The sequence below is a fragment of the uncultured Tateyamaria sp. genome, from assembly GCF_947503045.1.
Classification (GTDB): domain Bacteria; phylum Pseudomonadota; class Alphaproteobacteria; order Rhodobacterales; family Rhodobacteraceae; genus Tateyamaria.
This window is the reverse complement of the sequence record NZ_CANNCF010000001.1, coordinates 1,030,905-1,052,056: the sequence shown is the minus strand read 5'-3', so window position 1 is coordinate 1,052,056 and position 21,152 is coordinate 1,030,905. Positions and strand designations below refer to the sequence as shown.

The window sequence follows — 21,152 nt, the reverse complement described above, 5'->3', positions numbered from 1 at the left end:
CGGGCGCATGAATTGAACACTTCGAAAAAGGGGACAGCGTGGCGTTTCTGGATGTGGAACACTCGCTGACCGGACGGCGTTGGGTCGGCCCCGCGGCCGATCTTGCGCGCGCAAGCGAAGCACTCGTGCAGCAAACCGCCCTGCCCCACGCAGTCTGTCACATCCTCGCCCGCGCCAGAGTTCCGGCAGAGCAGGCGCAGGCCTACCTCGCCCCGACTTTGCGCGATCTGATGCCCGACCCGCGCTGCCTGCGCGATATGGAGCGCGCGGCCACTCGCGTGTTGGCGGCCGTCAACCAGCGCCAGCGCATCGCCATCTTTGCCGACTACGACGTGGATGGCGGCAGCTCTGCTGCCCTGCTGCTCACGTGGCTGCGCGATCTGGGACGTCCCGCGACGCTTTATGTGCCCGACCGTATCGACGAAGGCTACGGGCCAAATGACGAGGCGATGGCGACCCTCGCCGGCGAACACGACCTGATCATCTGCGTGGATTGCGGCACGCTTTCCCACGGTCCCATCGCGGCGGCGAAGGGGGCGGATGTGGTTGTGCTGGACCACCACCTCGGGGCCGAGACACTGCCCCCTGCCCACAGTGTGGTGAACCCCAATCGGCAGGACGAGGATGGCGCACTGGCGCATCTCTGTGCCGCGGCGGTCGTGTTCCTGCTGCTGGTCGAGGCCGGGCGGCAGATGCGCGGAGCAGGCACGAAAGGCCCCGACCTCATGGCGCTGCTCGACCTCGTGGGGCTGGCCACAGTGGCCGATGTCGCCCCGCTGACGGGCGTGAACCGCGCCTTTGTGCGCCAAGGGCTGACCGTGATGGCGCGCCGTGACCGCCCCGGCCTTGTGGCACTGGCCGATGTGGCGGGGATGGACACGGCCCCCACCCCCTATCACCTCGGATACCTTTTGGGGCCGCGCATCAATGCAGGCGGGCGGATCGGGCAGGCTGATCTGGGCGCGCGGCTGCTCGCCACCTCCGATCCGCACGAGGCCACCGCATTGGCCGAACGGCTCAACACGCTCAACGCCGAACGGCGCGATATCGAAGCTTCGGTGCGCGCCGCCGCCCTTGCACAGGCCGAAGAACGCGGGATCGACGGCGGCCTCGCCTGGGCAGCAGGCCCCGGCTGGCACCCCGGCGTTGTCGGCATCGTGGCTTCGCGGCTGAAAGAGGCGACCAACCGACCCGCAATCGTGATCGGGGTCGAGGATGGCATCGGCAAGGGTTCGGGCCGGTCCGTGTCCGGCATCGACCTTGGCGCACCGATCCAGCGGCTGGCGACCGAGGGGCTGCTGATCAAGGGCGGCGGGCACAAGATGGCCGCCGGGCTGACCGTGGCCGAAGATAAGATCGACGCGGCCATGAGCCGCCTGTCAGAACTGCTGGTCAAGCAAGGCGCCGACGCCCTTGGCCCTGCCGATTTGCGCCTGAGCGGGGCGCTGATGCCCGAGGCCGCCACTGTCGCCCTGCTGGAACAGATCGACGCCGCCGGGCCCTTTGGCGCAGGCGCGCCCGCGCCACGCTTTGCCTTTGCGGGCATGCGGATCGGCTATGCCAAACGGGTGGGCGAAAGCCACCTGAAACTGACCTTTGGACCGCCGGGCGGTGCGCGGCTCGATGCGATTGCCTTTGGCGCGTTTGACGGCCCGTTGGGTCCTGCCCTGTCTGATCACGGGGGCGCTGCATTTCATCTGGCGGGGCGTCTGGAAATCAACACGTTCCGGGGACGACAAAGCGTGCAACTGCGCCTCGAAGACGCCGCGCCCGCCTGACAGCATAAGCGCAGACAATCTGGCGCACGGGCGATTTTTCCGCTTGCGCCCAATACCCCGATTGCCTAAAGAACCGCACACAGTTTGTGTCCCGTTCGTCTATCGGTTAGGACGCCAGGTTTTCAACCTGGAAAGAGGGGTTCGATTCCCCTACGGGATGCCATTGCTTGCCCAAGCGACTGTGGCTCTCCGGCACATGAAACGCATAAGTCACGCGCGGCGCGCGCCGTTTTGCGTCGTGCCGCCAAAAACAGAATCAACACAGGCCACCACGCATCAAAAAAGGCGCGCAGCGGATTGGCTGCACGCCTATCAATTTTCACACCCAAGAACAGGTCGGCGCAATCCTCGCCCTGAACAAAGTGTTCCGGGTCAGAGCGACGCTCAGGCGACAGGCGGCCAGCCCAATGCGCGGGAAAAGGGTAAATCGCCACCGCGGATCACCGAATTCGAACGCTCTTTCGTCGACAAGAGCGGCATCGGCCAGAAGCTCTTGGACATGTAACGTCCACCGCTGATCACCGACTTTTTGCGCTGCTTCTTGGACAGCAAAGGCGTCGGCCAGAACATGCGGGACTTGAAACCGCCGCCGCGAATGGCCGACGTGCGCTCTTTGCGCGCACTCAGCAGGCGAAAGCCAAAGCCCGGTGTGATCGGGCGACCGCGATATCCGGTGCGCTTGGGGCGGACTGTCAGGAACAGCGGGTGGTTGCCCAGCACGCGCGGCGCAGAGCGCGGCCCATCGGGCACATAGTAGTCGTCGACCACATCGCCGACGTCGATCGTGTCATATTTGGCCAGCGTTTCGCGCACGATGGTCGCCGCCGTCAGGGGCTTGTACGTGGCGTGAATGACCAGCACGGCATTGCCGGATTTGACGGCCTTGGCATAGGCCTTTTTCGCACTGTCATCGATCAGTGCGGCATCCATATCAGCGGCCAATTTCTCGTCGTCCTGCGTACTGATGACCATGCAGTCACGCGCCGGGACGCCGCGATAGATCAGGCGGTCGCCTGCCTTGTCTGCGGACGCTTTGTCTGGGAACACGCGGGAAATGATTGTTGTCATGGGACCTCCACCGGATTTGAACTTGCAGTGTTTCGTTCCGCCAGTGCCCGTCGGCCCAGCGTGTGTTTCTGTTTTTTCTGTGCCGCGAGGGCGGGCACCAGGACGGCGATTGCGAGCATCAAAAAGACGACCTCAACCATGAATACGAAAGTATAGGGCGTTTGGGCCGCCGTTCCAGTGGCGCCCTGCCAGCCCACGATGATATCGCGCACAATGCCTGCGCTGGCGACGCCAAGACCTGCGGCCGTAGCCTGCACAGCGCCCCAGGCGCCAAGGGCCAATCCTATCCGGTCGCGCGGTGCGTGGCGGATCGCGGCCGTCAGCGTGGCATGGCCAAAGAGGCCCGCACCAACGCCCGTAGCCAAGGTGCCCGCAAGGAACAGAGCCAGCCCTGCCCCTTGGGACGAGGCGATGATGGCAAGGAAACCGGGAATGCCGATGGCGGCCCCGATCATCGCATAGCTGTCCGGATTTGCGCCCTGCCCCAGTGCACACGAGGCCACGCCAAAGCCGACCAATGTGCCTGCCGCCAGAAGCGCGGTCAGTTTCGTCGTGCTCGCCACCGACAGGCCAAGGGCCTGCCCGCCATAGGGTTCCAGTAGCACATCCGCCATGCCAAAGCCAAAGGTGCCAAGGCCGATCACCACAAGCAGGCGCAGCATGCCGGGTGCGCGCATCATCGTGGCCCAGGCCTTTGCAAAGGGCACTTTGGGGGTAACCTTCATCTGTTGGGCACGGGCACGGTCACGCGGTTCCTGCTGCCACAGGGCCACGAGGTTCAGGGCCACGGTGACCACGGCGGCCCCCTGGATGACCTGGATCAACCGCCCCGGAGAGTAGGTTTCAAGCAACGCGCCAAAGACCAGAGCACTGATTACCATGCCCACCAGCAGCATGACATACATCAGTCCCACGACCTTGGGCTGATCTTCGGTGCGGACAAGGTCAGTGGCCAGGGCAAGGCCGACGGTCTGCACCATGTGCACCCCGGCGCCCACCAGCAAAAAGGACAGGCCAGCCGAACTATAGCCGATCCAACGCGGCGCATCGACCGCCTCGCCATAACCGGACAGCACCAGCAGGGCAAAAGGCATGATGGCAAAGCCGCCAAACTGCAGCAGAGTGCCCTTCCAGATGTAGGGCACACGGCGCAGGCCAAGGGCGGATACATGGGTGTCGGATTTGAACCCGATCAGCGTGCGCAACGGGGCAAAGAGCAGCGGCAGGGCCAGCATGACAGCCACCAGAGTCGCGGGCACCGAAAGCTCGACAATCATGACGCGGTTCAGGGTGCCGACCAGCAGCACCAGCGCCATGCCGACGGTCACCTGAAACAGGGACAGGCGCAGCAGGCGGGACAGGGGTAAATCAGGCGTGGCCACATCCGCGAACGGCAGGTATTTGGGGGCCAAAGCCACCAGTTTCCGCGTTGCAAATGTGCGATAGTCAAACATCGTTCAGGTTGCCACAAAAGGGCCCGTGTCGCGCAACCTCGCACGGACACAGCCACATGAATGATTCAGCCCGCAGACACGGGGCAGCGGGCTGAATGCGTTATTGCGTTATTGCAGCGTGCAACTCCGGTGGCTGCAGGATCGCCTTGACCGGGACGCCGTCGATGATGATCGTCACTTCGCGTGAGCCGTCTGTCGAGGGGAGCACATAGGATGCCTTGGCCACGTCTGTGTCCACGTCCGGCACCAGTGCGGCGGATTCAGATCCTGAACCGAGCTCGTTGCCGGACAGGAAATCAGCCACCCATGTCGTGTTGCTCAGCACGGCAACGTGCACGGCGAAAGAGCCGACCGCAACCGCTGTGAGGAACAGGGGCACACCCACTGTTGGTTTTACGACCAACCACATTTTTGCGTTGTTCATAGTGTGCCTCCCCTATCCGAGCCATGGGGTCGCAACAGCGACCAGGATGTGGGCCAGCAGGGCAATCGCGCCAAATACGCGTGTCCCGTCGATGAGGTAGCTATGCACCTCTTCTGCTTCTTCGAGCGTCAGGCCGGTTGGCCAGACTTTGTCTTCACTTATCGCCACGTTCATTCCTCCGTGTGTTAAAGCCGGGGTCGGTGGTCTGGACCATTTCGTGCCTTGGTCCATGCACCTATAAACGCACACTGTATTCCGCACTGTGTCAGCATTATCTGACACATTCAAGTGTAAATCCAGATGTACATCTGCAGAATGCTGCCTTTTGGCTTGGTGATCAGCCCGCTCAAAACCTGCGTTTTGGACCGCAAATGCGCGCTGACAAGCACTTACGCAGCACTGTTTGGCAAGACGGTTGGCAGGACTTTTCGACGTGGCGGTGGGCAGCCACCATTCTGAAACGTCTGTTTGCGTAGAGATTCAGGCGGATTCGGCCACCCGGCGGGCATGCATCCGCCTGCGATTCTTTTTGTGTCAGAGACGCTTAACGGGCAATTTCACCGGTGGCATACGGCCCATCAGGACTGCCGTTCAAAGTCGTTGCTGTCGCGGTCCAGCGCAGGCATCGCCCGGTTGCGCAAGGCGGGATCATAGAGCGTCTGCGTCGCCCGGCCATTGGCCTTGGAGGCGTAGAGCGCGACATCGGCATTGTCCATGATCTCGGCCACGGTCTGCGGGGACTGGGGTTCGTGAAAGGCCATTCCGATGCTGGCAGAGATTTTGCACACCTCTCCCTGGTAGGTGATCGGGCGGGACAATTGATCGATGATGCGCTGCCCGATCCCTTCGAGCGCTTCGGTCCCGTGGGCGTATGGCAGGATGATCACGAACTCGTCCCCGCCGACGCGGGCGACCGTGTCGCTTTCGCGGGTTTCCTCGACCATGATGCGTGCAACTGTCTGCAAGACATAGTCGCCCGCGGCATGGCCGAGCGTGTCGTTCACTGCCTTGAACCAGTCCAGGTCGACCTGCATCAGGCCAAATCGTGTACCCCATTCGACATGGCGGGCCAGCACGTGATCCATGGCGCGGCGGTTCTTGAGACCGGTCAAAGTGTCGGTGAACGCCTGTTCCTCGGCGGCAATCATCGCCCCTTTGAGGCGCAGGTTCAGCTTGCGCGAGGCATCCATGGCCGCCGATTTCGCCTCGACCAGGTACAGCATCTCGACCGTGAGGTCGGTGGCGGCAAAATCCGCGCTGGTCAGGGCATAATCCGTGACCGCATCCACGACCGAAATACCAAAGGACAGGTTGACGATGCTTTGGCCCTCGGCGGGCGCAGGCATCAGCACGCCCTTGATCTCGGTCTGCGGCTCATCGCGCAATTGCAGATGCAGCTTGGTGCCCGCACTTTCGCGCAGATGGTCCATCGTGGTGATGGCGCGCGGCCGCTTCAGATCAAAGATATCGAGGAACTTTTTCCCCTCAAGTGGGGTGTCCGGGCGCAGTTTCTGAACCGTCGGTCCGGCATGGATCACCTCGCCCGTGTCCGATAGCAAAATATGCATCGGGCACAGGACATCCAGCGTGCGTGTGAGACGTTCATCCCCCGTCATAGCGTACGCGCGCCAAGTTCGAATGACCGGCCCTCTGCAAATTCGGTTTCGATCAGGCTGATCGAAATGGTTTCTATCCCCTCTCCGGATCCTTCATGTTCCAGCACGGCCAACACTCCGTAATCATCGGCCATGGCGCGCAGAACACCCATCATCACATGGCCATAACCTTCAATCTCGCTTTGACAGATCAGGCTGAACTGTCCGGGTGCATGATCCTGCAATTCGATGCGCGGCAATTTCAGATCCGACACGGCAAGGCGGGCGCGGTCGGGCAGGTCATCAAGGGAATGCAGGAATTCGACAAAATCGACGCCGCTGAATCGCAGCAGGCGGCGCAGCGCCTCGACATTGGGATGCGAGACCAGATAGGTCCCGATATCTTCCATCACCTCGTCGCGGCCACGGTCCAGCACAAAGCTGACGGAATCGAGCACTGTCGGCGTCAGATCATCATCATAAGTCAGCATGGATTCGAATTCGACAAAGCCCAGATTGGCGATGCGCGCGACCTCGACCCACGTGTCAGCCCCATAGCTGTCGACGACAAAACGCTGTATTGCCCTGTTTATAAGCCCATGCATGACGGTCTAATCCCAAATCCTCGCCAGCATTCTTGGCAATCAGGACTAAACAATCCGATAACAGATAAAAATCTATTCACTTTTGGCGACCGGAAAACCTGCGTCAAAAGTCGGTGGGGGCGCCCCCTTCGGATTTGCGTCGCGCCACGAAATCGGCCAGCTCATCACGGATCGCGGGATCAAGAGGGGGGGCTTCGAAATTGTTGATGATATTCTTGAACATCGTATGCGCGCGCTCCTGCGTCCAGACGCCGCCCGACGCCTCCCAGCCTTCATAGTTTTTCCAGTCACTCAGGAAGGGTTGGTAAAATGCGGTCGCATAGCGGTCCTGCGTATGCTGGATGCCAAAGAAGTGGCCGGCATTGCCCACTGACTTGATCGCGTCCAGCGCGATCTCATCGGGGCCTGTGGCTGTCAGGGACGGGTCCAGATAGCGTTGAATTTGCTGAAGAATCTCGCAATCCATGATGAATTTCTCGGGGCTCGCGATCAGCCCGCCCTCAAGCCAGCCTGCCGCGTGATAGACCATGTTGGTGCCCGATTGCACCGCCGCCCAGAGCGAATTTGAGGTCTCCCACATGGCCTGCCCGTCCGGCACATTGGCCGCGCACACACCTGATGAGCGCATGGGCAATCCGTAAAACCGCGCCAGTTGCCCGGTCATCTGAGTCGCACGCATGTATTCCGGTGTGCCAAAGGCGGGTGCGCCCGATTTCATGTCCACATTCGAGGTAAATGTCCCGATCGCGCAGGGCGTGCCGGGGCGCACATATTGGAACAGGGCAATGGCACACAGCGCCTCGGCGATGGACTGGGCCACAGCACCTGCCATGGTCACAGGGGCCATCGCGCCCGCAAGGGTAAACGGGGTCACCACCACCGCCTGCCCGCGCCGTACCAGCCGCAGACAACCGTCGATCATCGGGTGGTCGTGTTTCAACGGCGAGGTCGAGTTGATATTGGTGTACATCCGAGGTGAGGCTTCGAATTCGGCGTCCGTGAGGCCGCCGGCGATGCGCACCATCTCCATCACGTCCTCGACCCGCTCCTTGCCCAACGAATAGGCGTGCATCACCTTGTCGGTCAGCGTCAGCTTGTCATAGACCACGTCGAGGTGGCGCACGCTCGCGTGGATGTCCACCGGTTCTACCGGATAGCCGCCAGCAAAGTGGATGCAGTTGAAATACTGCGTGAGTTTCAGCAGGTTGGCGCACATCTCGCGGGTGCCGGGCACCTTGGTTCCGATGTTCATATCCCAGTAATTCGGTGGCGAAGAGACATTGCCAAAGGTGATGTGCCGCCCGCCGATGGTGATCTTGCGGTCCAGATTGCGCGGGGTCAGCGTGAACTCGGACGGGGCCTTGCCCACCATTTCCATCACGAATTCCCGGTCCATAAAGACCAGATCGCCGTCCACCTTGCATCCCGCTTCGCGCAGGATGACAAGGGCCTCTTCGTTCAGGAACTGGATTCCGATCTCTTCGAGGATTCGCATCGCACCATCGTGGATCGCAGCGACCCCTTCGGGGGACAGCGGCTCGACAGGAGGATCAATCAGGACCGGCGGGTTCCACGGCATCTGCTCGATCACGGCTCCGCCACGACGTGCGGCCGCCCCGGCGCGCCCGCCGCCGCGTGTCTTGCGCCTTGTCTCGGTGTCAGCCATGGCATGTCCCTCCGCTGCGGTTCGCCTCCCAAGACACCTCAGGCAGCGCGCGGCGACATTGCCGTTTGCGACGGCCTATGTCGTTTTCAAGGGCGGAGGCGTCGTGTTGACCTAGGCTGTGGCCACAGTATCCAGCCAGTCGGGGATATGACCGATGTCCGGCAACACGATCTGCGCAAAGGGGGAAAGGTCGTCCGCGTCGGCCATCCCGGTCAGCACGGCGACACAGCGCATGCCCGCCGCCTGCCCCGCGCGCAGGTCATGCAGGCTGTCCCCGACCATCACGACCGTGTCCGGGCTCAGCCCGGTGGCGGCACAAAAGGCCAGCAACTGCCCCGGCGCAGGCTTGCCGCCATGGCCGCTGTCAAACCCGGCGATAAAATCGAAATGGCCGGTGACGCCTGCGGCCTCCAGATGGGCGCGCGCCGGGGCCTCGGCGTCATTGGTCGCGACGCCAAGGGCCAACCCACGGGCACGCAGGGCCGCCAGAAACGGCACCAGTGGAACGGCCTCGGCCTGCGGCGCCTGCCCGGCTTCTTCATTGAGCATCCCCAGCAACTGTTCCGGCGACGTCTCGGGCACATGCGGGGCGAGGGCTGCGGCCACCTCTCCGGCGGTGCCTGCAATCACCAGGGAATCGCGGGCAAACCGGCGCGCCTTGAAATCAAAGCCAATGGCACTGCCCAGAACCGCCGCGTGGCCCCGATCACCGCCAGCGATACGCAGCAAAAAGGCTGCCGCCCAGGCCTCCCATGTTGTGGCGAAGTCAAACAAAGTGCCGTCCTTGTCAAAGATCATGCCCTTGATCGGCGGGGTCACACCGCTCACGTCCAATGCACCTGATCACCACCCGGCAGGGCAACGCGCGCATACATTGGCTGATCATAGGCAATCCCGGCGCTGTCACAAAACGCGCGCACCCACGCATCGTCCATCATGATGAAGTCCAACAGCGCGCCCAGAAAGGCCGGATCGGAGGCGCCAGCGCGCAAATCCGCCTCGCTTGCGCCGGTCGCACCAAGGAATACGGGCAGCAGCTCTTCGTTGCCCGCCATCCAGCCCAGCGCCTTCAAACCGACCACTTCGGCGGATTCTTGCGACATTGCCATCCCATTTGGCCCTTTCGGCACGTTTGGAAACCCTTTGTTAACTTAAACCAACAAAAAACGAATGCACAGGAATTGTAACGAAATGGACACGGCCGATGCACGGTAAGATCCTCGTCATTGACGCCATCGCAACAAACCGAATCGTGTTGCGTGTCAAACTAGCGGCCAGTCATTACGAAATCATGCAGGCGGGCAGCATCGGCGAGGCGATGGGCCTGATCGCAAAAACCGTCCCCGACATGATCCTGTGTGCCGACACCCTGCCCGATGGCGACGCGGTGCGACTGCTCGCGCGACTGCGCAAGGTCGGGCTGAACGGCAAGGTCCCGGTGATGGTGATCGGCGCGCCGGGTGCGACGCGTGACCGCCAGCGCCTGTTTGCCGCCGGAGTCGAGGATGTGCTGGAACGCCCGGTGGATGACATGCTGCTGCTGGCGCGGACCCGGTCGGTGATGCGGGCCTATGCCTCGGCCAGTGAATGGACCTTGCGGGACGGCACGTCGCGCGCGCTCGGATTTGCCGAGCCGAGCGCCCAATTCGGCCCGCGCCAGTCCGTGCGGGTGATCTCGACCAATCCAAACAACCTCGAACCATGGCAGGCCGCTCTCAGACCGATCCTGTCCGCACATCTGGCCCTGTGCACCCCGGCCACAGGCGTCACGGGCGATGCGACTGACACCGCACCGGATGCCTTTGTGCTGGTGATCGAACCGGATCGGGGACCGGAGATGCTGGGCCTTCTCGCCACGATCCGCAGCCACGGGGCGACCCGCCACAGCGCCATCATGGTGGTGCAGGTCGATCCCGATCCGCGCCTTGGGGCGCAGATGCTGGATATGGGGGCCAATGACCTGATGGGGTTTGATCGGGATCCAGCAGAACTTGCCCTGCGCCTCGATACGCTGATGGCGCGCAAGCGGATGTCGGATGCGCTGCGCGACACCGTGCGTTCGGGCATCGAGGCGGCGGTGATCGACCCGCTGACAGGCCTGCACAACCGCCGCTACGCGATGCCGCATCTGGCGCGGATCGCCGACCGGTCGGCGCAATCCAAGAAACCCTTTGCCGTCATGGTCGCGGACATGGATCATTTCAAACGGATCAACGACACCCATGGCCATGCCGCAGGCGACGCGGTGCTGGTCGAAACTGCGCGGCGTTTGCGGGAAAACCTGCGTGCGGTGGACCTTGTGGCGCGTATCGGGGGCGAAGAGTTCCTGATCGTGATGCCCGGCGCGGGCCTCAGCAATGCGCGCAAGGCCGCCCAGCGGCTGTGCCGCATGATCCGCAATACACCGTTCGAGGTGCCGGGGCAAGCGACCCTCGTGACAGCCACGATCTCGATTGGTCTGACGGTCTGCGATCCGACAATCAACGCAGCCCGAACACTGCCGATGAACGCCGAGGCGCTGCTGGATCGGGCAGACAAGGCGCTTTACGGGGCCAAAGCCGAAGGGCGGGACCGGGTCACGCTGCTGCGCCCCGCCGCCTGAGGGCCGCCCCGCCTATTTCTTGCGCGGCTTGCGACGATCCAGCGCCTCCTGCATGCGCGCGGTATAGGCCAGCCGCTCTTCATCGCTGAACCCTGACACCGCTTCAAGCCACGCCGCCTGCGCCACCGCCTGCACACGCGAAGCACCCTCGCCCTGTCGGGCCAGCACGGCTTCGACCGCCGACACTTCAAACGGGGTGGCCTGCAGGGCGGCAATCATCTCGCTATACGCAGCACGTCGCGCGCGCCTGTCGGGCAGGTCCTTGTCGTTTCGCAAGGTGCGAAACACCTCGCGACGGTCCTCGCGCGGCAAGGCCAGCACATAAGGCATCGCATAACCCATCGACGGGCCGCGCCCCGCCAAGGGTCCACCCCGCAAGACAAATCCGGCCACTAGACCGGCGATGGCAAGGTTGAGTGCCAGCGACAGCGCCAACGCGATCTTGATCCAGAGCGGGCAGCGTCTGGGTGTGGTCTCTGCGTTCATGTTCAACCCTCTTCCATATCCCAGCCAAAGGCATCCAGCGTGCCAAGGCTGTCATAATATGCCTCCTCCCCCAACACCCAAGGGGTAGACAGGCCCATGTCGTCCAAGCCGCCGAGGCCAACGACAAAGCCTGTGGCGGCGGCGGCCACAAGGCCACCCACTGCCGTCCAGCCGCCAATGCCCTCCACGACCTGACGCCACCAAGGTACCGGCGCGCGCGGCCCGCCGGGGGGCGGCATCAGCGCCTGCCCATCGCCCAGAACCCGCGCCATCAGATCATCCGGCGTGTCCGGCAGGGGCGTCCCGGCAAGCTCGTCCAGCAGGCCGTCGATCCATTCCGCCTCATCGGGCTGTTTTGGGGGCTGGGTCATATCGGTCATCCTTCTTCATATCCAAGGGCGCTGGCCTGGCCCTTTAGGGCTGCCGCAAGGGCGCGTTTGCCCCGCGCGGTCAGGCTTTCCACCGCTTCGGTGCTGATCCCGAGGGCCGTAGCAATCTCCGGATTCGAGGCACCCTCAAAATGGCGCATCATCACCGCGATCCGCTGCCGCTCGGGCAGGTCGGCAAGGGCGGCGCGCAAGGCGGCCATGCGGGCCTGGCCCTGCAGGCGCGCCTCGGCGGACGGGGCCGGATCCTGCGGTTCGGTCACCTCGTCCAGAGGCAGCGACGCCCGGCCACGTTTGCGCAGCCGGTCCGTGCACAGATTGGCCACCACCCGGTACAGCCATGTGGTCACCCTGGCCTCACCCGCGCGCCAGTCCGGCGCGATGCGCCACAGGCGCAACATGGCCTCCTGGGCCACATCCTCGGCCTCGGCCCTGTCGCCCAGCAACCGCACCGCCTGCCCGTAAGCGTAAGGCGTCAGCCGGACAGTCAACACACGCGCCGCACCACCGTCACCCTTGGCATAACGGGCCAGCAGGTCGGCGTCATCCGTGTGCGGATCAGTATCAAGCGGCATGGCCATCAGGTCCGGGCTATCCCCGCACCGCCCCCGTTTGCAAGGGGCAGGACGGGGCTGCTCTTAGTTGTCGCTGTTCTTTTTGCCGCCGCGACGCTCGTGGAACCGGGCACGGGCCTCCTGGAATTCCTCTTCGGAGATGCCACCGCTGTTGTCGGCATCAAGGCGCTCGAACATGCGGGCCGGGTCGCGACGGGGGTGCTTGATCTCGTCTGCGGACAGCTTGCCATCCTCGTTGGCATCCATCCGCTCCAGCATCCGGGTCGCGCGATCGGCGGCACGGTCCCGCGCGGCGGCTTCGAGTTCACCCTGGGTCAAAAACCCGTCGCCATCGGTGTCGGCGGCAGCAAACCGGGCCGCACCCTGGGCCTGCAATTCGCTCAACGTGACCTCGCCATTGCCATCCGCATCCAGCGTGGCAAAGTCCGGGCGGCCTTCGCGGGCCATGGCGGACAAGGTGGTCAGACCCACCGCGGCTGCTGCGATTACGGTGATGAATGTTGTACGTTTCATGTGTCGTGTACTCCGTTTTTACCTCTGGGCGGGCAGAGTGTTCCAACCGCGCCATACCCATCAAACGGTGGCGCCGGATATTTCCGTCGCAAAAAGTTTTGTCCCAACCTGCGCGACATCGCGACGCAAGGCCACGATCCGCCATTCCTTATTGGCACGGGCAGGCGCATATAGACGTCATCGCAGCGAAGGACATTTTTCGTGCAGACCGATCCCACATCCGCACCCACACCTGATACGGCCCCCGAACGGCCCGTCCGCCCTGCCCTGTTTCGCGGCTGGCGGCGCAAGTGCCCGCGCTGCGGTCAGGGCCGCCTGCTCAAGGGCTATCTCAAGGTGGCCGACACCTGCCCGGTGTGCAATCTGAACTACGCGCACCACCGCGCCGATGACGGACCGGCTTATCTGACGATCCTGCTGGTGGGGCACCTGATGGTGCCGCTGTTGCACTTTGCCTTTGTGAAATGGCGCCCCGAACCGCTGGTGCTGTTCACCGTCTTTGCGGTGGGCTGCGTGGCGCTGTCACTTTATTTGCTGCCCCGGCTCAAGGGGGCGATTGTCGCCTTTCAATGGGCGCGCGGCATGGGCGGATTTGCACAGGCCCGGTGATGCGCTTAACGTCGCCTGCAACGAGGCAAGCAGAGCAAGGCGCAGATGAGCCAACAGATCGACAAAAGCCAGATCCGCGACGCATCCACCGTGATTGTGCTGCGCGACCGCAGCACCGCGCCGCGCATCCTGATGGGCCAGCGCGGGGCCAAGGCCGTGTTCATGCCGAACAAATTCGTCTTTCCCGGCGGTGCCGTGGATCAGGGCGATCACGCCGTCCCGCTGGCCACACCGGTGGCCGATCCCAACGCCACACGGCTTGACGATGACAGCCCGCCGGGGCTGGCCCCGGCACTGGCGGCGGCGGCCATCCGCGAATTGTTCGAGGAAACCGGGCAGGTTCTGGGCACACCGGGCGACTGGCACGCACCACCACCCGACTGGCACAGCTTTGCAGCCACCGGACACCTGCCCCATGCTGCCCCGCTGCAATTCGTGTTCCGCGCGCTGACCCCGCCGGGCCGCCCCCGGCGCTTTGATGCGCGGTTCTTCCTGATTGATGCCGACGATCTGGCCTCCGATCCGGATGACTTCACCGCCGCCTCGGACGAGCTGTCGCACTTGCAATGGATCGCGCTGGACGCGGTGCGCAGCTTTGACATGCCCTTCATCACCGAAGTGGTACTGAGCGAGATCGCCGCGCGCGTGCATGACCCCGCCCCGCCCGCCAGCGTGCCGTACTTCAAGAACAATGAAGAAGAAAGCCTGTTCCTGCGTCTGCGCGGCATCGAATTGCGGGAGTGAGCCGGGCGCAGGACACCTGTGCCCGGATCAGATAACCGCAATCAGCATCAGGATCGAGCCCAGCAACACACCCATCCCCAGCCATTCGCGCGCACTGATCGCCTCGCGAAACACGATGACCGAGGCCAGCGCGCTCAGCACCAGTTCCACCTGCCCGACCGCATTCACGTAAGCCGCGTTCTGCAGGGTGAAGGCCGTGAACCAGCAAAACGAGCCCAGCATCGACATCAGCCCCACCCAAACGGCCACGCGCCGCGCATCCCAGACCGCACGCACCTGCCCCGGATCGCGCCAGCGCAACCAGATCACCATTGCCGTAAATTGCATTGCCGTGACCGCCGACAGGGTCAGTCCCGCGCGCGCCAGCGGATCCTCCATCCCAAGGCTCAGCGAGGCGCCACGATAACAGACCCCCGACACCGCAAACAGCAGCCCTGCCCCAAGGCCCAGACCAACCGAGCGATTGGCCATGTCCCGCCAGCCGACCCGCACAAGTTCCGGCGGGGCCGACAGCAACAACACGCCCACCAGCCCAAGGCCAATGGCGGCAAAACCAAGCCCGCTGACCGTATCCCCCAGCAGCACCCAGCCCACCAGAACGGCCTGCATGACTTCGGTCTTTTTAAAGGTGATCCCGACCGCGAAATTGCGCGCCTGAAACAACATCACGGTCGCTACGGTCGCCAGAATCTGCGCAAGCCCCCCCGCCGCGCCGTAGACCCAGAATGTCGCGCCAAAGCGGGGCCAGTCCTGCCCGGTCGCGCCCATGTAGATGACGATCAGCACCGCCACCAAAGGGGCCGAATACATGAACCGCGCCAGCGTTGCCCCGCCCGCACTCAGCGTGCCCAGCGACAATTGCCGTTGCAGCATGAATCGCAGCGTCTGAAACAGCGCCGCCGCCAGCGTGATGGGAATCCAGAGGGTCATGCCCCTCTATGCGCGATCAGGGATCGGGCGACCAGAGCGGATGGGCCACAGGGTCCTTTGCTCTCCAGAAATGGCGGGCAAACACCTCTCGGTAAGAGCCATAGCGATAACCCTCATTGCAGGCGAGGTAGCGCGCGGCATTGGCGCGGTAAAGCCGTGGCAAGCGGTACCATGGCACCCGCGGATGCATGTGATGCACCACGTGCAGGTTGTTGTTCAGAAAGAGAAAAGCGAGCAACCCGCGATCTTCGACGATCACCGTGCGGCCCCGCGACAGGACGTGGGCCTGATGCTCCAGAAAGGTGCGGATTTTCAGGATCGAAAGTGCGGCATAACAGGCCAGAAGGTACCAGCCCAGACCCATGGGCGCCGCCCAGACCACGCCCAGCACCAGCGCCACGCCCGGCAGATGCAATAGCCAGCCCTTGATCACCTGCGCATCCCCCTGCCGGATCGCGCGCCAGTCACAACGCATGAACGCCATCTGCGACAGGATCGGCCCCAGCACAATCCGCCCCGCAAGGGTGTTGTTCCACGCCAGTATCCAGCGCAGCGGGCGCGGCAACACCTCCCAGACACCGGGGTCGAGATAGTTCGATTCCGGATCGTCATAAGGGTCGGTCAGGCGCGCGTCCTGATGGTGCGCCAGATGGGTGTCGCGAAAGCGCAGATAGGGCACGAACAGCCCCGGATTGACCAGAACAAGCGCCTCACTCGCGATGCGGGACGGAAACGGATGGCCATGCAACACCTCGTGGCTGATGGAGGAATGCAGAACCAGCGCAAGGGTCAGCACGACAACCGCCAACCCAAGGGACCATGGCGCCAGCACAAACAGGCTCGCAAGCACCGCCCCAACGCAGCCCAGATACAGACCCAGCGTCACCCATTCCACGCGATGCGCCCGATCTGCGGGCAAGCGTTGGGTCTGAGGCAGGGGTGGCATGGGATCAGCGCTCCGGAACAAGATGCGCCAGCGTATCGCGCACCCGCCTGCGCACGAATTCCGAAAATTGTTAACAAGCTCTACAATATGTGACAAATATCACCAGATGAGTGATATCATCGACAAACGCGACCGCGCCGACCGCTTCCGCCGTCGACTTGCGCGGGCCATGCAGGCCTCGGGCACCAGCCAAAGCGGCCTCGCGCGCCAGATCGGTGCCGACCGCTCGACAATCTCGCAAGCCCTGTCCGGCGACAACGCCCGCCTGCCCGGCGCGCAGGTGGTGGGGGCCTGCGCGCAGGCGCTCGGGGTGTCAGCCGACTGGCTGCTGGGCCTGTCGGACCGGCCGGAAAGTGCAGCGGCCCTGACCGCAGCCGCCCTCACCCTCACGCAAGCCCCACGCGCATTGGTCGATGAACGGATCTTTGGCTGGCACAAAGAGGCTGCAGGCTACAAAATCCGCCACGTCCCCGCTGGCCTGCCCGACATGCTGAAAACGCAATGCATGCTCGAATGGGAATACACCCCCCATCTCGGGCGGACCACGGCGCAGGCGATCAACGCCTCACGCGACCGGCTCGACTGGATGCGCGCCGCGCGCTCGGATTACGAAATCGCCATGCCTCTATACGAGCTGCACAGCTTTACCGCTGGCACCGGCTATTACGAGGGGCTGCCGTGTGAGACACGCACCGCCCAGCTAGACCACCTGCAGGACCTCGCCACACAGCTTTATCCGCGCCTCCGGCTCTACCTCTTTGATGCACGGCAACTTTATTCGGCACCAATCACGGTCTTTGGCCCGCTGCTCGCGGTGCTTTACACTGGCGGGCACTACATGGCGTTCCGCGACCGCGAGCGGATCGAAACCCTGTCCCTGCATTTCGACGAGTTGGTGCGCCAGGCCGCATTTACAGCGCGCGACGTGCCCGCACATCTCGACAGCCTGCGCCGCCAAATCAAGTGATCTCTGTTTCGGTGAGCGCCGAAGCCGTCCCAATCAAACATGTCGTGCGCGCGCCAGCGCGCTCCTTTGGATCACGCCCCGCTCAGAGTTTTGGGTCGGGATTCTCCGTATGTCCATCCACCGCAATCACCTGTCCCGACACAAGCCGTGCCGCCTCCGAGCCCAGAAAAACAGCCATCTCGGCAATATCTCGGGCCTCGACAAATCGGCGCATGGATGTGCCCGACGCATATCCCTCATAGACCTGATCGCGGCTCATGCCCTTGGCCGCCGCCTCGCGGGCCAACACACCTTCCATGCGCGCGCCTTCCACAGCACCGGGGCAGATCGCATTGGCGCGCACGCCAAAGGGACCGGCCTCCATCGCGACGGTCTTCATCAAACCGATGATCGCCCACTTGGCCGCCGCATAGGGCGCGCGGTTGGGATAGCCGTAAAGGCCAGCAGTGGACGAGGTAAAGATCACCGCCCCCGACCCCGCTGCCTTCATCGCAGGCAGCGCCAGCTTGGCGGCCAGAAACGCGCCCTCCAGATTGACGGCCACGCAGGCGCGCCAGTCTGCCAGCGCGACGTCCTCGATCAATGCCGTGGGCCCCGCGATCCCGGCATTGGCGCAGAGCACATCAAGCGTCCCGGCCTCGGCCATCACCTCGGCCATGCGCGCCTCGTCCGTGACATCGCAAAAGCGGCCCTCGATCCCGGCGGGCAAGTTCTCCAACGCAGCGCCGTCCACATCCGTGACCCAAACCTCATCGCCGCGCGCGGCAAAGGCCTCTGCCATGGCCAGCCCAATCCCCGAAGCCCCTGCGGTGATCAGGGTGCGGGTCACGGGCGCTGACCCACCGCACGCCCGGCGCCTTCAGGCACAGGCAGGTCCGCATGGGCGCTTGCAATGCGCGCCAAGGCGGCAACAATCCCCGCCGACGGCTCGGACGGGCGGCGGCTCTCAAGGCTCACATGCAGCAGAAAATGCTCCCCCGTGGCGAGCAATCGGTCCCCCTCAAACATCCCGTGAAACAGGTGCAGCTTCTTGCCCGCACCCGCCAGCACCTGCGTGCGTATCTCGATCACCGCGCCGGCATGGACCTCGTCCACATGGCGAATATGGGTCTCGGCGGTGAAATAGCTGCCCCCCGTCGCGATATACGCCGCATCGCAGCCAATCAGCGCCATGAACCGGTCCGTCGCATCGCCAAAGGCCTGCAAATACCGCGCCTCGTTCATGTGCCCATTGTAGTCGGTCCAATCAAGCGGCACAGCACGGCGCACGGTCAGAATGGGGGCGGACACATCCTCCAGATCATCCGCATGCGCGCCGAGCACCGTGCCTGCGCGCAAGGACGCCTCATGGGCGTTCATCACCGCCCCCGCGCCCCAGTCATTGGCCTTGAGGGACCGCATCATACCCACCAGATTGTCGTCGCGGGCCTTCAGCATCTCGGCAATACTCATGTGGCCCGACTGTGCATCCGACTGACCCGCGATCAGGTCCACCAGCTCATCCGTGAACTCGGGCACATCCATCAACTTGGTCCAGGGCCACTGCAGCGCGGGGCCGAACTGGGCCATGAAATGGCGCATCCCCGCCTCGCCCCCGGCGGTGCGATAGGTGTCAAACAGACCCATCTGCGCCCAGCGGATGCCGAATCCCATGCGGATGGCCTCGTCGATTTCCTCGGTCGTGGCGACCCCGTCCTTGACCAGCCACAGCGCCTCGCGCCAGACCGCCTCAAGAAACCGGTCCGCGATATGGGCGTCAATTTCCTTGCGCACGCGCAGGGGAAAATGACCAAGACTGCGCAGGATACCTTCGGCCTTTTCCACCAGCGCCGGGTCGGTCTCCGGCGACGGCACCACCTCGATCAGCGGCATCAGGTAGACCGGGTTGAACGGATGACAGACCATGATCTGACCGGGCCGCGCGGCACCCTGCTGCAATTCGGAGGGTTTGAACCCACTCGTGGATGATCCGATGATCGCATCCGCCGGGCACGCGCTTTGTATGGCGGCCAGCACCTTGTGCTTGATCTCCAACCGCTCCGGCACGCTTTCCTGTATCCAGTCCACGCCCGCGACAGCCTCGGCCATGTCGGTGTGAAAGCTGATCCGCCCCTCGTCGGGCAAGGCCACATCCGTGAGGCTCGGCAGCGCGCGGCGGGCCTGCGCGAGCACCGGGGCCAGCTTGGCTTCGGCCTCCGGGTCGGGGTCGCAGACCCGCACGTCCCAGCCATTCAGCAGGAACCGCGCAGCCCAACCGCCGCCAATGACACCGCCGCCGATGATTGCCGCTGTCTTCATCTTGCCCGCACCTCCCATGCGTCCGTCCGATAACCGTTGAAATCCAGAACCTGCCCCGCCGCCGTCACCTGATCCGCGCGAAAGCGGCCCGCGCGCGTGGCAATGAATCCAAAGTCGCCCTCGGGGTTGCCAAGCGCCACCGTATGGTGATCCGGATCGGTCCAGACCACCCACAGATCGCGCTGCGTGCCGTCATCGTAGGTCAGTTGAAGGATGCCCGTTGCGCGCGGCGCAATCGTCGCCGCGCCCGCCGCCTCGCGCCACGCGGTGGCGCTGCCCGACACGGTGAACTCACGTAGCGCCCAGTCGCCGCCCGCGCTTGCATGTACCCGCCAGTCGCCGTCGAATTTGGCGGCTTCGAACCGCTGGATCGCCCCGATCGGCACCGTCGGATTGCGGATCAGCGCCGGATCATCGCCGCGGTCGGAAACCTGCGCGCAGCCCACCAGCGCAAGCGTAAACGCCGCCGATGCAGCAATTCGGTGCACAGCCTGTGCACACTGTGTGCACGCCTTGTGTATCGCCGTTTTCACGCCTTTGGCGCCCGCTTGACCAGCCCCAGTTTCTCGCGCACTTCGCCCGGCCCGATCACCCGCGCACCCATGTTTTCGATGATGGAGCCCGCCCGTTCGACGAGTTGCCAGTTCTGCGCCAGCTCTCCCTTGCCCAGCCACAGATTGTCCTCAAGCCCGACACGCACATTGCCCCCGGCCAGCACGGCGGCGGCCACATATGCCATCTGATTGCGCCCCAGCCCAAAGGCGGAAAAGGTCCAGTCGTCGGGCACGTTGTTGACCATCGCCATGAAAGTGTTGAGGTCATCCGGCGCGCCCCAGGGCACACCCATGCACAGTTGCACCAGCGCCGGACTGTCCAGAACGCCATCGCTAACCAATTGTTTTGCATACCACAAATGGCCCGTATCAAAGGCTTCGATCTCGGGCTTGACGCCCAGCGCAGTCATCATGGACCCCATCGCGGTCAGCATGCCGGGCGTGTTGGTCATCACGTAATCGGCCTCGGCAAAGTTCATCGTCCCGCAATCCAGCGTGCAGATTTCAGGCAGGCATTCGGCGACATGCTGCACCCGCGCGGAGGCCCCGATCATATCCGTACCTTCAATCGGCGGCATCGGGTTTTCGGTCGGGCCAAAGACGATATCACCCCCCATCCCGGCGGTGAGATTCAGCACAACGTCCACGTCCGCGTCGCGAATGCGCTGCGTAACCTCCCGATAATACTCAAGTTTTCTGCTCGGCACCCCGGTGTCCGGGTCCCGCACATGGCAATGGACAATGGCCGCCCCGGCCTTGGCCGCGGCGATGGCGCTTTCGGCGATCTGCGCCGGAGAGCGCGGCACATGCGGGCTGCGGTCCTGCGTGCCGCCCGACCCGGTCACGGCGCAGGTGATAAAAACGTCTTTGTTCATGGAAAGCGGCATGGGTGCGGTCCTTTCGCGACTTTCCCCCACTCTCGCGATCATAGACGCTTGCGCTAGTCCCAAAA

The 21,152-nt window shown here is 63.8% G+C and carries 24 protein-coding genes and 1 tRNA gene; 6 read left to right on the top strand and 19 right to left on the bottom strand.

The annotated features are described in order from the left end of the window. The first annotated feature begins 38 nt into the window (after positions 1 to 38). Positions 39 to 1,778, top strand: a complete 1,740-nt coding sequence (gene recJ, locus Q1A89_RS05360; RefSeq protein ID WP_299724663.1) for a single-stranded-DNA-specific exonuclease RecJ — start codon at positions 39 to 41, stop codon at positions 1,776 to 1,778. An 88-nt stretch (positions 1,779 to 1,866) separates the two neighbouring features. Next, a tRNA-Glu gene (locus Q1A89_RS05355) sits at positions 1,867 to 1,941 on the top strand. A gap of 221 nt (positions 1,942 to 2,162) precedes the next feature. Here Q1A89_RS05355 and Q1A89_RS05350 read toward each other — a convergent pair. The 9 genes from Q1A89_RS05350 to Q1A89_RS05310 form a co-directional block, all read right to left on the bottom strand. After that, positions 2,163 to 2,846, bottom strand: coding sequence for a hypothetical protein (locus tag Q1A89_RS05350; protein WP_299724661.1), 684 nt, complete (start codon positions 2,844 to 2,846; stop codon positions 2,163 to 2,165). Next, positions 2,843 to 4,300, bottom strand: a complete 1,458-nt coding sequence (locus tag Q1A89_RS05345) for a PucC family protein (protein WP_299724659.1) — start codon at positions 4,298 to 4,300, stop codon at positions 2,843 to 2,845. The genes Q1A89_RS05350 and Q1A89_RS05345 overlap by 4 nt, the downstream gene beginning before the upstream one ends. Positions 4,301 to 4,400: 100 nt before the next feature. Then, positions 4,401 to 4,724 (bottom strand): light-harvesting protein, encoded by a 324-nt coding sequence (locus Q1A89_RS05340; protein ID WP_299724657.1) that lies wholly within the window; start codon positions 4,722 to 4,724, stop codon positions 4,401 to 4,403. Between the two features lie 12 nt (positions 4,725 to 4,736). Beyond that, positions 4,737 to 4,886, bottom strand: coding sequence for a light-harvesting antenna LH1, beta subunit (pufB, locus tag Q1A89_RS05335; RefSeq protein WP_299726105.1), 150 nt, complete (start codon positions 4,884 to 4,886; stop codon positions 4,737 to 4,739). Between the two features lie 416 nt (positions 4,887 to 5,302). Further along, positions 5,303 to 6,340 carry a diguanylate cyclase gene (locus tag Q1A89_RS05330; RefSeq protein ID WP_299724655.1) on the bottom strand — a complete coding sequence of 346 codons (1,038 nt, stop codon included), beginning with the start codon at positions 6,338 to 6,340 and terminating at the stop codon, positions 5,303 to 5,305. Then, complete coding sequence (locus Q1A89_RS05325; RefSeq protein WP_299724653.1) at positions 6,337 to 6,924, bottom strand: heme NO-binding domain-containing protein; 588 nt, start codon at positions 6,922 to 6,924, stop codon at positions 6,337 to 6,339. The genes Q1A89_RS05330 and Q1A89_RS05325 overlap by 4 nt, the downstream gene beginning before the upstream one ends. A gap of 103 nt (positions 6,925 to 7,027) precedes the next feature. Continuing rightward, complete coding sequence (locus Q1A89_RS05320) at positions 7,028 to 8,590, bottom strand: trimethylamine methyltransferase family protein (protein WP_299724651.1); 1,563 nt, start codon at positions 8,588 to 8,590, stop codon at positions 7,028 to 7,030. Between the two features lie 111 nt (positions 8,591 to 8,701). Continuing rightward, positions 8,702 to 9,388, bottom strand: coding sequence for an HAD family hydrolase (locus tag Q1A89_RS05315; RefSeq protein WP_299726102.1), 687 nt, complete (start codon positions 9,386 to 9,388; stop codon positions 8,702 to 8,704). Between the two features lie 26 nt (positions 9,389 to 9,414). After that, positions 9,415 to 9,699 carry a DUF3572 domain-containing protein gene (locus Q1A89_RS05310; protein WP_299724649.1) on the bottom strand — a complete coding sequence of 95 codons (285 nt, stop codon included), beginning with the start codon at positions 9,697 to 9,699 and terminating at the stop codon, positions 9,415 to 9,417. Positions 9,700 to 9,794: 95 nt separating this feature from the next. Here Q1A89_RS05310 and Q1A89_RS05305 point away from each other — a divergent pair, with 95 nt between their 5' ends. After that, on the top strand, positions 9,795 to 11,192 hold the full coding sequence (locus Q1A89_RS05305; RefSeq protein WP_299724647.1) for a diguanylate cyclase: 1,398 nt from the start codon (positions 9,795 to 9,797) through the stop codon (positions 11,190 to 11,192). A gap of 12 nt (positions 11,193 to 11,204) precedes the next feature. On the opposite strand, the gene Q1A89_RS05300 is transcribed toward Q1A89_RS05305, so the two are convergent. The 4 genes from Q1A89_RS05300 to Q1A89_RS05285 all read right to left on the bottom strand — a co-directional run bounded on the left by Q1A89_RS05300 (position 11,205) and on the right by Q1A89_RS05285 (position 13,152). Beyond that, positions 11,205 to 11,678 carry a periplasmic heavy metal sensor gene (locus Q1A89_RS05300; protein ID WP_299724645.1) on the bottom strand — a complete coding sequence of 158 codons (474 nt, stop codon included), beginning with the start codon at positions 11,676 to 11,678 and terminating at the stop codon, positions 11,205 to 11,207. 2 nt (positions 11,679 to 11,680) lie between these two features. Beyond that, positions 11,681 to 12,049: a hypothetical protein gene (locus Q1A89_RS05295; protein ID WP_299724643.1), complete on the bottom strand. Its 369-nt coding sequence runs from the start codon at positions 12,047 to 12,049 to the stop codon at positions 11,681 to 11,683. A gap of 5 nt (positions 12,050 to 12,054) precedes the next feature. Next, the gene (locus tag Q1A89_RS05290) at positions 12,055 to 12,639 is read right to left on the bottom strand and encodes an RNA polymerase sigma factor (RefSeq protein ID WP_299726099.1); all 585 of its coding nucleotides are present in this window, start codon (positions 12,637 to 12,639) and stop codon (positions 12,055 to 12,057) included. A 63-nt stretch (positions 12,640 to 12,702) separates the two neighbouring features. Further along, positions 12,703 to 13,152 (bottom strand): EF-hand domain-containing protein, encoded by a 450-nt coding sequence (locus Q1A89_RS05285; protein WP_299724641.1) that lies wholly within the window; start codon positions 13,150 to 13,152, stop codon positions 12,703 to 12,705. A gap of 201 nt (positions 13,153 to 13,353) precedes the next feature. Between Q1A89_RS05285 and Q1A89_RS05280 the strand changes: the two genes are divergently transcribed. Both Q1A89_RS05280 and Q1A89_RS05275 read left to right on the top strand, forming a co-directional pair. After that, entirely contained in the window at positions 13,354 to 13,761 is a 408-nt protein-coding gene (locus tag Q1A89_RS05280; protein WP_299724639.1) for a DUF983 domain-containing protein, read from the top strand. Between the two features lie 45 nt (positions 13,762 to 13,806). After that, entirely contained in the window at positions 13,807 to 14,505 is a 699-nt protein-coding gene (locus tag Q1A89_RS05275) for an NUDIX hydrolase (RefSeq protein ID WP_299724637.1), read from the top strand. A gap of 27 nt (positions 14,506 to 14,532) precedes the next feature. On the opposite strand, the gene Q1A89_RS05270 is transcribed toward Q1A89_RS05275, so the two are convergent. After that, a complete protein-coding gene (locus tag Q1A89_RS05270) occupies positions 14,533 to 15,435 on the bottom strand; it encodes an EamA family transporter (protein WP_299724635.1) in 903 nt (300 codons plus the stop codon). Positions 15,436 to 15,451: 16 nt separating this feature from the next. Then, positions 15,452 to 16,381 (bottom strand): fatty acid desaturase, encoded by a 930-nt coding sequence (locus Q1A89_RS05265; RefSeq protein WP_299724634.1) that lies wholly within the window; start codon positions 16,379 to 16,381, stop codon positions 15,452 to 15,454. Positions 16,382 to 16,487: 106 nt separating this feature from the next. Between Q1A89_RS05265 and Q1A89_RS05260 the strand changes: the two genes are divergently transcribed. Further along, a complete protein-coding gene (locus Q1A89_RS05260) occupies positions 16,488 to 17,348 on the top strand; it encodes a helix-turn-helix transcriptional regulator (RefSeq protein WP_299724632.1) in 861 nt (286 codons plus the stop codon). Between the two features lie 82 nt (positions 17,349 to 17,430). Here the strand turns inward: Q1A89_RS05260 and Q1A89_RS05255 are convergent, their stop codons facing one another. From Q1A89_RS05255 to Q1A89_RS05240, 4 genes are read right to left on the bottom strand one after another with little or no spacing between them, the layout of a single operon-like run. After that, entirely contained in the window at positions 17,431 to 18,177 is a 747-nt protein-coding gene (locus Q1A89_RS05255) for an SDR family oxidoreductase (protein WP_299724630.1), read from the bottom strand. Next, positions 18,174 to 19,646: a carnitine 3-dehydrogenase gene (locus tag Q1A89_RS05250; RefSeq protein WP_299724628.1), complete on the bottom strand. Its 1,473-nt coding sequence runs from the start codon at positions 19,644 to 19,646 to the stop codon at positions 18,174 to 18,176. Before Q1A89_RS05250 ends, Q1A89_RS05255 begins: the two co-directional genes overlap by 4 nt. Beyond that, positions 19,643 to 20,134 carry a lipocalin family protein gene (locus Q1A89_RS05245; protein WP_299724626.1) on the bottom strand — a complete coding sequence of 164 codons (492 nt, stop codon included), beginning with the start codon at positions 20,132 to 20,134 and terminating at the stop codon, positions 19,643 to 19,645. Before Q1A89_RS05245 ends, Q1A89_RS05250 begins: the two co-directional genes overlap by 4 nt. A 41-nt stretch (positions 20,135 to 20,175) precedes the next feature. After that, positions 20,176 to 21,087 carry a 3-keto-5-aminohexanoate cleavage protein gene (locus Q1A89_RS05240; protein ID WP_299724624.1) on the bottom strand — a complete coding sequence of 304 codons (912 nt, stop codon included), beginning with the start codon at positions 21,085 to 21,087 and terminating at the stop codon, positions 20,176 to 20,178. Positions 21,088 to 21,152: the final 65 nt, after the last annotated feature.